Origin of the sequence: Kitasatospora mediocidica KCTC 9733 (genome assembly GCF_000744225.1) — a bacterium.
GTDB lineage: Bacteria > Actinomycetota > Actinomycetes > Streptomycetales > Streptomycetaceae > Kitasatospora > Kitasatospora mediocidica.
In genome coordinates, this window is sequence record NZ_JQLN01000007.1 from 1185882 (window position 1) to 1198983 (window position 13102).

General features: G+C 72.2%; 13 protein-coding genes. 4 read left to right on the forward strand and 9 right to left on the reverse strand.

Translation table 11 applies throughout. The features are described from left to right. Positions 1 to 39 precede the first annotated feature (39 nt). On the reverse strand, positions 40 to 1320 hold the full coding sequence (locus BS80_RS35550; protein WP_157536769.1) for a PP2C family protein-serine/threonine phosphatase: 1281 nt from the start codon (positions 1318 to 1320) through the stop codon (positions 40 to 42). 198 nt (positions 1321 to 1518) lie between these two features. Continuing rightward, positions 1519 to 2730 carry a cytochrome P450 gene (locus tag BS80_RS35555; RefSeq protein WP_035805754.1) on the reverse strand — a complete coding sequence of 404 codons (1212 nt, stop codon included), beginning with the start codon at positions 2728 to 2730 and terminating at the stop codon, positions 1519 to 1521. A 100-nt stretch (positions 2731 to 2830) separates the two neighbouring features. Here BS80_RS35555 and BS80_RS35560 point away from each other — a divergent pair, with 100 nt between their 5' ends. Further along, positions 2831 to 3208: an ArsC/Spx/MgsR family protein gene (locus BS80_RS35560; RefSeq protein ID WP_035805756.1), complete on the forward strand. Its 378-nt coding sequence runs from the start codon at positions 2831 to 2833 to the stop codon at positions 3206 to 3208. A gap of 22 nt (positions 3209 to 3230) precedes the next feature. Here the strand turns inward: BS80_RS35560 and BS80_RS35565 are convergent, their stop codons facing one another. Further along, positions 3231 to 3707, reverse strand: coding sequence for a pyridoxamine 5'-phosphate oxidase family protein (locus BS80_RS35565; RefSeq protein WP_035805758.1), 477 nt, complete (start codon positions 3705 to 3707; stop codon positions 3231 to 3233). A gap of 79 nt (positions 3708 to 3786) precedes the next feature. On the opposite strand from BS80_RS35565, the gene BS80_RS35570 reads away from it, so the two are divergent. Beyond that, positions 3787 to 4338 carry a DUF1697 domain-containing protein gene (locus BS80_RS35570; RefSeq protein WP_035805760.1) on the forward strand — a complete coding sequence of 184 codons (552 nt, stop codon included), beginning with the start codon at positions 3787 to 3789 and terminating at the stop codon, positions 4336 to 4338. A gap of 56 nt (positions 4339 to 4394) precedes the next feature. On the opposite strand, the gene BS80_RS35575 is transcribed toward BS80_RS35570, so the two are convergent. From BS80_RS35575 to BS80_RS35585, 3 genes are all read right to left on the reverse strand, one after another. Further along, entirely contained in the window at positions 4395 to 5357 is a 963-nt protein-coding gene (locus tag BS80_RS35575) for a DUF1152 domain-containing protein (RefSeq protein WP_035805761.1), read from the reverse strand. A 201-nt stretch (positions 5358 to 5558) separates the two neighbouring features. After that, a complete protein-coding gene (locus BS80_RS35580) occupies positions 5559 to 6281 on the reverse strand; it encodes a hemerythrin domain-containing protein (RefSeq protein WP_035805763.1) in 723 nt (240 codons plus the stop codon). Between the two features lie 182 nt (positions 6282 to 6463). Continuing rightward, positions 6464 to 7291, reverse strand: a complete 828-nt coding sequence (locus BS80_RS35585) for an alpha/beta hydrolase (RefSeq protein WP_232246766.1) — start codon at positions 7289 to 7291, stop codon at positions 6464 to 6466. Here BS80_RS35585 and BS80_RS43310 point away from each other — a divergent pair. Further along, entirely contained in the window at positions 7272 to 7481 is a 210-nt protein-coding gene (locus BS80_RS43310) for a hypothetical protein (protein ID WP_232246767.1), read from the forward strand. The genes BS80_RS35585 and BS80_RS43310 overlap by 20 nt on opposite strands. Positions 7482 to 7778: 297 nt before the next feature. Here BS80_RS43310 and BS80_RS35590 read toward each other — a convergent pair whose 3' ends face one another. Together BS80_RS35590 and BS80_RS35595 are read right to left on the reverse strand one after the other, a co-directional pair. Beyond that, entirely contained in the window at positions 7779 to 8861 is a 1083-nt protein-coding gene (locus BS80_RS35590; protein WP_198045696.1) for an enolase C-terminal domain-like protein, read from the reverse strand. A gap of 26 nt (positions 8862 to 8887) precedes the next feature. After that, the gene (locus BS80_RS35595) at positions 8888 to 10168 is read right to left on the reverse strand and encodes an ROK family transcriptional regulator (RefSeq protein WP_051967626.1); all 1281 of its coding nucleotides are present in this window, start codon (positions 10166 to 10168) and stop codon (positions 8888 to 8890) included. A 218-nt stretch (positions 10169 to 10386) separates the two neighbouring features. Here BS80_RS35595 and BS80_RS35600 point away from each other — a divergent pair, with 218 nt between their 5' ends. Then, entirely contained in the window at positions 10387 to 11142 is a 756-nt protein-coding gene (locus BS80_RS35600) for an SDR family oxidoreductase (RefSeq protein ID WP_035805768.1), read from the forward strand. A gap of 57 nt (positions 11143 to 11199) precedes the next feature. On the opposite strand, the gene BS80_RS35605 is transcribed toward BS80_RS35600, so the two are convergent. Further along, positions 11200 to 12951, reverse strand: coding sequence for a carbohydrate-binding module family 20 domain-containing protein (locus BS80_RS35605; protein ID WP_035805771.1), 1752 nt, complete (start codon positions 12949 to 12951; stop codon positions 11200 to 11202). Positions 12952 to 13102: the final 151 nt, after the last annotated feature.

Here is a 13102-nt window from a genome sequence, read left to right on the forward strand (position 1 = left end):
ACGTCAGATCGCCGTCCCGGCGGAACGGACGAGCCTGGGCTACTCCGGCGCGGAGAGGAGCGGGGAGAGGGCGAGCGGGGAGAGGGCGAGCACGGCCAGGTCGTCGGTGGCCTGGCCGCCGTAGGCGCAGACGTCCTCGCCGAGGAAGGCGACCAGCTGGTCGGGGGCGACCGTGCTGCGGCCCTCGAAGCGGGCGGCGAGGCGCTCGGTCAGCGGGTAGAACCGGCCGGCCCGGTCGCGGGCCTCGGTGACGCCGTCGGTGTGCAGCAGCAGGGTCTGCCCGGGGCCGAGCGGGACCGAGGTGGACGGCGGCGGGCCCTGCGCGCGCAGGTGGCCCAGGCCCAGCGGGAGGTCCTGCGAGCAGGGCACGGTCCGCACGGCGCCGCCGGTCAGCAGGACCGGGTCCAGATGGCCCCGGCTGACCACCTCGGCCCGGCCGGAGCCGGGTTCGTGCTGCACCAGGACGGCCGTGACGAAGAGCTCCTCGTCACCGCACTCGGCCGCCTCCCGGCGGACCTGGCGGTCCAGCTGCTCGGCGAGCTCGACCAGGTCCGCGGTCTCGTGGGCGGTGGCGCGGAAGGCGCCCAGCACGTCGGCCACGGTCCGGACCGCCTCCAAGCCCTTGCCGCGAACGTCGCCGAGCAGGATCCGGGTGCCGAAACGGGTGTCGCAGACCTCGTACAGGTCACCGCCGATCGCCACCTCGGCCTCGGCCGCCCGGTAGAGGCCCGCCGTGCGCAGGCCGCCGACCAGCTCGGGCACCGGACGCAGCACGGTGCGCTGCAGGGCCTCGGAGACCGTCCGGGCGCGCACCAGGTAGCCGTCCTGGCGGGTGCGCTGGTGGGCTAGCGCCACACCGGCCAGGCCCGCCAGCATCGTCGAGACGTAGACCCAGAGGTGGTGGTGTTCGAGCAGGTGGTCGACCCGGGCCGCGAGCGCCAGCTGGAGGGCCAGCGCGGCCACCGTGGAGAGGCCGGTGGCCAGCGGGCCGAAGCCGAAGGCCACCAGGACAGGCAGCGTGGTCAGCAGGAAGCCGGCCGCGGTGGCCTGCGGGAGGGCCGCCTCGATGATCAGGTCGATGAGGACCAGCAGCACCGGCAGCCAGCGGATCCAGCGCGGATCGATCCGCCGCTCGGCGGCGGTGGCGGCGTGGCCGGGCGGACGGCCGCCGGGCACACGGCCACCGGGCGTACGGCGGCCGGGCGGCGTGGCACGGCGCCCGGCGTCACGGCGCGACGCGTCACCGCGCGACGCGTCACCGCGCGATGCGTCACCGCGCGATGCGGCCGGGGTATGGCGCAGCTGGGCAGGTGCGGACACTGCGGGCCTCCTCAGCCGGCGCGACGAGCGGGAACAGGGAACAGGGAAGGGGGACGGGGAGTCGGGAACGGGCGGGGTGGAAGCTCCATTCTCCCGTGGCGCCCCCGTACGCCGAGGGAGCCCTTTGCCCCGCACGGTCGGGACCTTCGTCCCGGTTGGATTCCCCGGGACGCCGGCCACTCAGGCGAGGGCGACCACTCAGGCGAGGGCGACCGGAAGCGACTGGTAGCCGCGCAGGACCAGGCGGTCGCGGCGGACGGGATCGCCCGCCGGAGTGAGGGCGGGAAACCGCGACAGCAGGGCGGGCAGCGCCAGGTTCGCCTCCAGACGGGCCAACTGGGCGCCCAGGCAGAAGTGCGGGCCGCCGCCGAAGGAGAGCGGTTGGCTCTCCGTGCGGGTCGGGTCGAAGACGTCCGGGTCCACGAAGCGGGCCGGGTCCCGGTTGGCCGCGCCGAGCAGCAGGAAGGCGCCGTTGCCGGCGGGGTGGCCCTCGATGGTCAGGCCGGGCTTGAGCGGCAGGCGCGAGGTGAGCTGTACGGGCGAGTCGTAGCGCAGCACCTCGTCGGTGAAACCGGCCGGGGTGACCTTGCCGGTGCGCAGGCCGTCCGCCGTCCACGGGTGCTGGAAGGCCAGCGCGAGCCCGTTGCCGAGCAGGTTGGTGGTGGTCTCGAACCCGGCCACCAGCAGCAGGACCAGGTTGGCCAGCAGTTCCTGATCGGTGAGCCGGGCGTCGGCCGCGTCAGCGACCTGGACCAGGGCGCTGACCAGGTCGTCGCGCGGGTCGGCGCGGCGCCGCGCGGCCAGTTCGGTGAAGTACGCGGCGAGCCGGTCGGTGGCGGCGTCCGCGGCCAGCATGTCGTCCGGTTCGACGATCATCTCCAGCGAGACCGTGAGGTCGGCGGCGAGGGTGCGGAACAGGTAGCGGTCCTGTTCGGGGACGCCGAGCAGCTCGCAGATGACGTTGACCGGCAGGCGGAAGGCGAAGGTGTCCATGAAGTCCAACGCAGCCGAGCCGGAACCGAGTTCGGCCATCTCGTCGAGCAGCCGGCGGACCGTGGCGGCCACGGCCGGCTCCAGCGCCGCCACCCGGCGGGCGGTGAACACCGAGGCGATCAGCGAGCGCATCCGGGCGTGGTCCGGCGCGTTGACCTCCAGGACGGAGTAGCTGAGCAGCGTTCTGGAGCTGTGCTCGAGGTACTCGGGGTCGAAAACCTCCCGCCGCTCGGCGTCGGCCACCCCGAACCCCGGATCGCGCAGCAGCCGGTGGACCGTCCGGTACCCGACCGCCATCAGCATGTCGTCCCAGATCGGGGCGACCGGGCCGAGCCGGTGCGCCTGCGCGTAGAGCGGGTACGGGTCCGCCGACCCTTCGGGGGTGAGCAACTGGTCGATGATCTGCGTACCGTCCATGCCTGAGCCTCTCGCTGAGATTCCGGACCGCTAGGTGAACCGGCGACGCGATGGACGGAGTTCCCCGTTCCGGTTTCGGCCGGGTGCGTACGCTGGCGGCATGGAGATCTGGATCAACCCACGCTGCGGCAAGTGCCGCGCCGCCCTGACCGAGCTGGAAGCCGTCGGTGCGAACTACACCGTGCGGCGCTACCTGGAGGACCGGCCGACCGCGGCCGAGCTGGAGCAGGTGCTCGGCCGGCTGCTGCTCGACCCGTGGGACATCACCCGCCTGGACGAGCCGATCGCCAAGGAACTGGGCATGCGCGACTGGAGCCGTGAGGACGGCGACCGGGAACGCTGGATCGCGGCGCTGGCCGAGCACTCGATCCTGATCCAGCGCCCGATCATCACCGCCGACGACGGGCACGCCATCGTCGCCCGCACGCCGGAGGCGCTGCGCTCGGTGCTGCCGGAGCCGACGAAGAAGAAGCGCTGACCGCGCGACCCGCGCGGCACCGCTAGGCGCGACGGACCGTGCGCACCTCCTCGCCCGGGTGCCAGCTCTGGATCACCAGGTGGTCACCGCCCGGGCCGATCGAGGTCAGGACGACCTCGGTGATGTCCAGCCGGAAGGCGTGGTACGGCCCGGACGGCGGCTGCGGGAGCTCGGACTCGTAGGCCAGCCGGCCCACCTCGTCGACGATCTCCACGGCCAGCCCCGAGAGCTTGGCGTCGCCGCCCTCCAGTGACCCGTCGCCCGGGTTGGCGTGCAGCGCGAAACGCGGATCGTGGCGCAGGTCGCGCACCTTGACCGCGTCGGGCATCGAGCCGAGCGTCAGATCGGCGCCCATCACCAGCACCTCGGTGCCGCTGACCCGTGGCGATCCGTCCCTGCGGAGCGTGGCCAGCACGTGGTGGCGGTGGGCCTCCAGGCGTGCGAGCACGGCGGGGGCGAGATCGGGGGCTTCCTTCTCGAAATCCTGCCAAGTAGCCATGACTCCCAGTCTGGCACCGGCCACTGACAACGACGGGGCACCGCCCGTCGTTGTCAGTGGCCGGTGCCAGACTGGAACGATGGCAGAGACCTTCATCGCATTCCTGCGCGCCGTGAACGTCGGCGGACGCACCGTCACCATGGCACGGGTACGGGAGCTCTTCGGCGAGCTCGGCCTCGCGGACGTGCGGACGTACATCCAGAGCGGGAACGTCTTCTTCTCCGCAGCCGCCGGCACCGACCGGGCCGCGCTGACCCGCAGGATCGAGGCGCACCTGGAGCAGGCCCTCGGCTTCCCGGTCCCGACCATGCTGCGCACGGTGGGCGAGGTCGAGGAGCTCCTCGCCGCCGACCCGTTCGCGGGGATCGAGCTGACCGCGGAGAACAGGTTCTGCGTGGTCTTCCTCTCCGAGCCGCTGCCGGCCGATCTGGAGCTCCCCCGCAGCACCCCGAAGGGCGATCTGGAGGTGATCGGCGCCACCGATGGCGCGGCCTTCGTGGTGGCGCACATCATCAACGGGCGCCCGGCCGGCAATCCCGGCGCGGTCTTCGGCAAGTCCTACCAGGGCCAGGGCACCGCCCGTTTCCTGCACACCACGGTCAAGATCGTGGCCGCCGCGAAGAAGACCTGACGCGAAGACGAGCTGACGCGAAGAAGGCCCGAGCGGCCGCCTCCCGTCGGCGCGACTCAATGCGGGTAGGCACGCGGCGGGCGCTGGTGCGGCAGCTCGTCCCGGAACTCGGCGATCACCGTGCTGATCTGACGCATCAGCACGGTCCGCTCCAGCCGGTCGAGGTAGCGGTTGCGGGCGGCCAGACCGCTGACGGTGACGGTGAAGTAGAGCGTCATCAGCGGGTTGACGAAGAGCTCGCTGTGCCGGGTGCGCTCGGTGAACCGGACGTCGCCGAACTCGCCACGCAGGGCGGCGGCCACCGAGCCCTGGACGATGCTCGGGTGCTCGGGGGTGGCCGCCTGGGCGTGCGCGACGGCGTCCAGGTAGAGCGTGCCCTCACGGCTGTCGCGCGGCAGCGACAGGGCGCCGAGGTAGTCGCCGCTGCGCGCGAGGGCCGCCAGGTTCTCCAGCACGAGCGCGTGGCTGACCCCGTGATAGGCGTCCACGCCGAATCCGAGGCAGACCACCAGGCGCTCGGCCGGGCCGTCCAGTCCGGCCACCGCGGCCAGGCTCGCCATGTCCTCCTCCGGCGTGCCGAGGCCCATCTCGTCGCCGCACATCAGGATGTCGGTGCCGCCGTCCACCAGCACCACCGCGTCGATGCCGAGGTGAGCGATCAGCGCGCGGTAGGCGGCCCGCAGCGGCTGGACGCCGACGGAGGCGAACGCCCAGACCGTCTCGGGCATCCCGTGCAGGCGCAGCCAGCGGGCCAGCGTGCGTTCGGGGAAGTAGCGCTCCTGGGAGGGGGTGTCCGGGCCGATCGCGGCGACGTCCGCGTCCAGCCAGACGTCCAGCGGCAGGCCGCCGAGGTGGCTGAAGGACAGGTTGGCCAGATGGACCTCCTTGCCCGCCGCCCGCAGCGCCAGCGCCAGCGGCAGGCCCGCGTACACGTCGAAACCGCCACCGGCGCCCGCGACGAGGATCCGCGAGGCGCCCTTCAGGCGGGCGAACAGGGGCGGTTCGAGGAGTGAGGACATCCGCAGGACGCTAGCAGGGCGACGACGGCGGGTCAGCTCCCCGCCCACGGAGGGACGTCTGCCCCACCCCGACCCCACCCGCCGGTCCACGGTCGAACGCGCGTCAACTCGCCGTTCGCACAGGCCCGGAGGATTCACAGGCCGCATGTACGCCGGATGTCACGCGAGCGACACCGGCTACCTGCATCACACCCGGAACCTTCACTCGCCGATCGGCAGAGTCCCCCACAACTGGGCCGTGCAGCGGGCGTAAACGGCCTGCCAGTGCGGCCACTGCCGAGCGGTCAGGTCGTCGCACTGGCCTATCAGCGCCTCGATCTCCTCCGGCGCGACCCCGTCCAGGAGCCAGGCCAGCGCGTCCGGCGCACCCGGCCCCTCGGCGGCGCGGAGCAGGTCGAGCAGTTCGGCCAGGGTGCCGACCCGGGAGTGCGGCGAGAACAGCTCCTCCATCGCCGGGAGCACCTGGTCCTCCTCGACCCGCAGATGGGTCTCCAGGCGGGCCGCCAGCTCCTCCAGCGCGTAGGCGACCGGCCAGGCGCTGGCCGGATCCCCGGTGGCCACCCGCATCAACGTGGTGGCGCGGGTGAACGAGTGATCCAGGTTGTGGTGGTCGTCCTCCAGCCAGTTGACCAGCAGGCGCAGTTCGGGCGCGAAGCGGCGCAGCAGCGGCCAGACCCGGTGGTCCTCCTGCTCGTGGTGGCAGGTGAGCATCGCGGTGAGGAACTCCCAGTGGCCGCGCAGCGCCGTCGCGCCGGCCTCGTCGCCGGGCTGGAGCAGCCGCAGCGCGGTGGGCAGCCGGGCGAGGTCCCGGCGCAGTGCGGCATGGACCAGGCGCAGCCCTGCGAAGCGGAGCGGCGGCCGGACCGGCTGGACCGGCTCGGCGGGGCCGCGCGGGGCGGGGACGGACAGAAGGTGCGTCTGCATGGCGCTCTCTTCACGACTGAAACTCGGGGACGGTGCGGCGCCGCTCGGCCCGGTGGTGAGACCGGTGACGAACGGCGCTGCCGTCCAATGTGGTCACAGTCGATCAGCAGCGAATCAATGCCCGATTGCCGTGCAGGTCAGAGCCGGTTTGACGGATTGTGCGGGGCCGGCCGCCCGGGGCGTCAGGCCGACGGGCCGGCCATGTTCTGGGTCAGCCATTGCAGGGTGTTCGGGATCATCTTCTTGAAGTCCGAGGTGAGGTGCTTGCCGCCGGGCTGCTCGTAGTAGTCGATCTTCAGCGGCGGCGCGGCCTTGGCCACCCAGGCCTTGACCAGGTTGGCCTCCGGGGGGTTTCCGCCGCCCGCGGTCGCCAGCATCCGCACGTCGGCCTTGCCCTGGCCGACCAGGACGTCCGGGCTGCCCGCCAGCCGCTCGGCGTCGTGCCCCTTCCAGTCCAGCGAGTCCGGCTTGAAGTAGCCGTCGATCGGCACCGCGGCCTTGTACTGGTCCGGGTGCTCCAGCGCCAGCTTGGCACTGCAGAAGGCACCGGTCGAGGCACCCATCAGGCCCCAACCGTCCCGGCTCTTCAGGGTCCTGAAGTTGGCGCGCACGAAGTCCGGGACGTCCTGGGACATCCAGGTGCCCATCTTCGGCTGGCCGGGGATGTCGCTGCAGTCCAGCGCCCGCTGCTCGTCGGAGATCAGATTCTGTACCGGCATGACCATGATGAACGGGTGGGCCTTGCCCTCCTTGGAAAGCTCGGCGTCGGCCACCTGGATCGGCAGTTGGTCGTCGGTCCAGGTGTTGTAGCCGTTGCTCTGGCCACCCGCGAAAAGGGTGATCACCGGAAAGCCGTAGTTCGCATACTTCGGGTCGTTGTACTCCGGCGGGAGCCAGACCCAGACCTTGGCGCTGACCCCGGACTTCTTTCCGGTCAGCGTGGTCATCATGATCGGGCCGGCCGCGGTGTCCCGCGCCTTGCTGAGCTGGGTGGCCGGACCGGTCGGCATCAGCACCTTGTCGGAGGGCGACGGCGTCGAACTCGGCGGCACCGCGGCCGGGCTGCCGGGCGCGCTGGGCGGCCGGCTTGCTCTGGGCGGCCGGCTTGCCCCCGTCCCCACCACAGGCGGAGAGTGTGGCGGCCAGCGCCAGGACGGCGGTGACGGTCAGGACGGCGCGTGGGCGGGCGGACTGCGGTAGCAAGGCGGGTCTTTCCGGCTCGGGGTGGCACCCGGACCATGGCAGGATCCGGGCGGCGCCGCGGGGGGCAGAGCAGCGCACGATGGTTTGATCCTATGACGTGGCCCCAGCCTCCGATGGTTGCGACCAGGCAGCCCACCAGCCAACATTTGGTCCGGGTTTGGCAAAATTCCAGTCGATCGGCGGGGGCCGATCGGCGGGGTTTCCGCCGGAATTCTGAGTTCTGTCGGAAGGACTGGAAATGTGTCAGACGGACTGTCCGACAATCACCTCGGGAAACCGGTAACTACTGCCGCACTAGCCGACCGGACAACAGGCTCCGGCGAGGTCCGCGGCTCCGCGCCAGAGCGGGGTCACCGACGGGTGGCGCAGGTCGGGCTCCGCGCCGAGGCCCGGACCCGTCGGCAGGGTCAGCCGTCCGGCGCTGATCCGCTCGGCGCCACCCAGCAGGTCGCAGCGCCAGGGCACCTCGCCGAAGGCGTACTCCAGCGGCTCGGGCGGCAACTGCACGGCCAGGTGGGCACTGTGCAGCGTGGCGATCGGCCCGGCCGGATTGTGCAGCGAGATCCGGGCCCCCGCCGCGGCGGCGGCCAGCGCGAGCACCGCGCTCGGGCCACCGGCGTGCTTGACGTCCGGCATCACGATGTCCAACAGGCCCGCCACCGCCTTGAGTTCCTCCGCAGTGCCGGCGAACTCGCCGCCGGCCAACGGGATGTCGGTCCGCGCCCGCAGCTCGGCCAACTCCTCCGGGCGGTCGACACCCACGCCGTCCTCCAGCCAGCCGATCCGCAGCTCGGCGAACGCGTCCAGCAGGCGCGACAGTTCACTCAGTGGGAGGCGCTCACGGCAGTCCACCAGCACCTCGGCCCCGGCGCCGACCGCCTCGCGCACCGCGCGCACCCGGGCCAGCCCGAGGTCGGCGAGGCGGTCGCCGCCCGGCGTGTCGAAGGGCGCCAGCTTCACCGCGCGGAACCCGGCCGCGCCGGCGGCCGCAGCCGTCGCCGCCACCTCGGCGGGGGCCCGGCCGCGCGATGCGCGGCTGACGTTGGCGTACAGCTCGACCGAGGGTGCCGCGTCCGTCGGCGCACTGCCACCCAGCCACCGCCAGAGCGGCTGGCCGGCCCGCCGGGCGGCCTGGTCGGCGCGGGCCTGCTCCAAGCCGCCGAGCAGCGTGGTGCGGGTGAACGCCCCGGTGTCCAGCGGGTCCTGGGCCCAGCCGTCGAGCTGGCGGAGCACCGCGCCGACCGGCCCGGCGTCCGAGCACTCACCCCAGCCGGTCACCCCGTCGGCATCCGTCAGCCGCAGCAGCAGCCAGTCGGTGCGCAGGCTGACCGAGCAGCGGTACAGCTCGACCTGCTGGGCGTCGATCCCAGTGGTCACAGTGGTCATCCCAGTGGTCACAGCGGTCACAGCATCCCCAGGGCAGCGAAGGGTTCGGTGATGACCCGTTCCAGCGCGGGCACCGCGGAGGAACGGACCAGGGTGCGCGCGCCGAAGACGGCGGGCACGATGTCCTCGACCACCGCGGCCCCGCGGTGGCTGCGCAGCGCGACCTCGGCCCGCAGGTCGTCCAGGTACTCCTCGGCGACCAGGATGCCGCCGGCCAGCACGATCCGGCTCGGGTTGAGCAGGTCGACGATGGTGGCGACGGCCCGCCCGGCCCGCCGGGCGCGGCGGCGCAGCAGGTCCTGCGCCCGGACGTCACCGGTGCCGGAGCCGGCCGGGCGGGCGGCGGCCACCAGACGTTCGAGGTCCAGGCCATAGCCCGCCGCGCCGTGCTCACCGCCGGGCGTGCCCTCTGCCGGGCCGAGCAGGCCGGCCGCGCGGGCCTGGGCCGTCAACGCGATGTCGCCCGCGGCGGCACTCAGGCAGCCGGCGCCGCAGCGCGGGCAGCGGACCTCGGGGTCGTCGGTGACGGGCAGGTGCTCGATGCCGCCGGCCGCCGCGCCCGGCCCGCGGTGCACGGTCCGGTCCACCACGATCGCCGCTCCCTGCACGTTGCCGATGAAGACCAGGGCGAAGTCGTCGACCTCGCGCCCGGCGCCGAACCAGAGTTCGGCCCGGGCGATGGCCCGGACGGTCTGCTCCAGCACCACCGGCCCCGGCAGCCGCCCGGCGAGCTGGTCGAGCAGCGGGACGTCCCGCCAGCCCAGCGGGCCGTGCTCGACGACCCGACCACGCGCGCCGTCCACCCAGCCGCCGATGCTGACCCCGGTGCCGACCAGCCGGCGGTCGCCGAGGCGCTCGTCGAGCAGGCTCTGCACCCCGCGAACGGCCTGGTCGGCGATGGCGCGGGGGGAGGTGTCGGCCAGCTCGGCGTGCGCGAGTTCGCGCTCGACGAGGACCCGGCCGTCCAGGCCGACCAGGCCGAAGGTGCTGCGCAGCACGCCGATGTGCAGGCCGAGCGCGGCGGTGCGGTCCGGGTCGACCCGCAGCGGCACCCGGGGACGGCCCTGGGTGGGCTCGACGGGTGCGAGCTGGCCGAGCAGCCCGACATCGATCAACGTGCTGGTGAGCTTGGTGACGCTCGGCGCCGAGAGGCCGGTGTGCCGGGCGATCTCGGCCCGCGAGACGGGGCCGTAGGCGAGTACCGCGCGCAGCACGGCGGAGGCGTTGCCCTGCCGCATGTATTCGGCGCGCTGACCTGGGGTGATCAGGCCCTGGGGCTGGTCGTTCCGGACGTCCACGATGGCTGCCTCCTCCCCCGCACTCTATCGCCGCCAAGTAGTTAGTTTCAGAAATTAAATCATCCCCACGGCCTTGGCAAGCCCCCGGACCGGCCGAGTCCCCGTGGCACCCTCCAGCCCCGGCGGGCACCCGCCCGCACTCTTTGGGCCGTCCCACCAATGACGCGGGCGCCACCGTGGGCGATCATCGGAGGTCACCGCACCACAGGGAGCAGCCCATGTCGCAGCAGATCGCCGTCGTCACCGGAGCCGGCACCGGCGTGGGCCGCGCCGTGGCACTCGAACTCGCCGCCGCCGGCTGGCAGCTGGCGCTGGCCGGACGGCGCGCCGAACCGCTGCACGAGACCGCCGCGCTGGCCGGCGCCTCCAGCACCGCTCCCGCCGCCGTGATCCCGACCGACGTCACCGACCCGGCCGCCGTGGACGCCCTCTTCGCCGAGGTCGCCGAGCGCTACGGGCGGATCGACCTGCTCTTCAACAACGCCGGCACCTTCGGCGCGCCCGTCCCGCTGGAGGAGCTCAGCTACCAGGACTGGCGGTCCGTGGTCGACCTCAACCTGACCGGTGCCTTCCTCTGCGCGCAGGCCGCCTTCCGGCAGATGAAGGGCCAGCACCCGCAGGGCGGCCGGATCATCAACAACGGGTCGATCTCCGCCCAGGTGCCGCGCCCGCAGAGCATCGCCTACACCGCGACCAAGCACGCCGTCAGCGGCCTGACCAAGTCGCTCTCGCTGGACGGCCGCCCCTACCGGATCGCCTGCGGCCAGATCGACATCGGCAACGCCGCCACCGACATGACCGCCGCGATGAGCACGGGCGTGCGGCAGGCGGACGGCCGGATCGCCGTCGAGCCGACCATGGACGTCGCCGACGTGGCCCGCACGGTCCTGCACATGGCCGGGCTCCCGCTGGAGGCCAACATCCAGTCCGTCACCGTGCTGGCCACCACGATGCCCTACGTCGGACGCGGCTGAGAACGCCGACCGCCCCACCAGGCAACCCTGGTGGGGCGGCGCAGAGCTGATGAACCGTCAGGGACGCCAGGTGTCGTTCAGCGTCACCGTGCCACTCGCCGGGACGGTGGCGGTGCGGTTGGCGCCGGACTCCCAGGTCACCGCGCCGCTCGCGTCCTCGCGAATGTACTTGTACTGGAAGGACGTTCCGGCGGCGAGCGGGACGTTCAGCTTCCAGACCGGGTAGGACGCCGACGAGAGCAGCAGCGCCTGGCCGGTGTTCCACGCGCCGAGCGCCGCATTGTCGCCGACCACGTAGATGTTCTGGCCCGCGACGGTGGTCGCGTTCACCGCGAACGACGCCCCGCTGCTGACCGACCCGCCACCCGAACCCCCGCCCGGCGCACCGACGTAGAGCGCGATCGCGTCACCCGCGCCGACGGTGGCCGTGAAGGTGCCGTTGGCCGCCACCGTGTACGACGGGCCGGTGCAGCCACCCGAGGCCGGGTCACCGTGCTCGACGTCGCAGTAGCTGCCGGCCGGCAGCGAGGTCTGGAAGGTCTGGGTGACCGGACCGGACTCGTGGTTCAGCGCGACATAGCCCTTGTTGCCGCGGCCGAACGCGATCGCGTTGTTGCCGTTGGACCACCAGTTGGTCACCGCGGTGCCCGTCACGGCGTTGCGGAACCCGACCATGTTGGCGACCTGCCGCCAGGCGTGCGTGCAGTTCCAGCCGTCCTGGTAGCAGGCGTTGACCGTGCCGCCGTTCGGCGGGCCGTCGTCGGTGTTGGTGAAGGAGTAGCCCGAGTAGATGTTCGGGGAGCCGTAGTTCTCGGCCAGCAGGAAGACGTTGGCCAGCGTGTAGGTGTTGCCGTAGGTGTAGTTGAGCGTGGAGCCGTTGCGCTCGGTGTCCCAGTTGTCGACGAAGGACCGCGCCTGGCTGCTCGGCAGGTAGCCCCAGGAGGCGCCCCAGGTGCTCAGGTTGGCGAGCTTGTCGCTGGTGAAGATCCGCTTGAGGTCGGTGCCGACCCGGAACTCGTCGACGTCGCCGTTGCCGGTGTACTCGGACGGCTGGATCGGCTCACCGGCGCCGTAGATCACCTCCTGGACCCAGAAGGCGTTCGGGTTGCTGGTCTTGGCCTTGATGGCGGCCAGCTCGGAGGCAGCAATGTGCTTGGCCGCGTCGATCCGGAAGCCGTCGACGCCCATACCGGAGAGGTCGTTGAGGTAGTTGGCGATGGTCTGCTGGACGTAGCTGCTGCCGGTGTCCAGGTCCGCCAGGTTGACCAGCTCGCAGGTCTGGACGTTGGTGCGGTCCATGTAGTTGCTGATCGGCTGGCGGCAGCTGTGGAAGTCCTGGTCCTGGTACAGGCCGGGGTAGTTGTACTTGCTGTAGACCGTCCCGCCGGTACCGGTGCCCGAGCCCGCCGTCATGTGGTTGATGACGGCGTCGGCGATCACCTTCACCCCGGCCGCGTGGCAGGTGTTGACCATGTTCTGGAACGAGGCCCGGTCGCCGAGCCGCCCGGCTATCTGGTAGCTGACGGGCTGGTAGGAGGTCCACCACTGGGGGCCCTGGATGTGCTCCTCGGCCGGCGAGACCTCGACGTAGCCGTAGCCCTTCGGGCCGAGCGTGCTGGTGCAGGCCTGGGCGACCGAGTCGAACTTCCACTCGAAGAGCGTGGCCGTGACGTCCTTGGTACCGGGCGGGGCAGCCTGCGCGGCCGGTGCGGCGGCGATGCCGGAGACCAGCGAGAACGCGAGGGCGGTCGAGGCGGTGAGTGCGCTGACGACTCTGCGGCCACGGCGGCCAGAGCCGCCCGGGCGCATCGGAACTGAGGTGACCACGTTGTCTCCTGGGGGTGGCTGAGGTGGGGCAGCCGGATACGGTGGGTAACACATCCCTGAAAGCTTTCTGAAACTTGCAGGAAACTTTCAGCGCTGAACCTAGAGCGACCTCAAGATCGCGTCAAGACTCCCG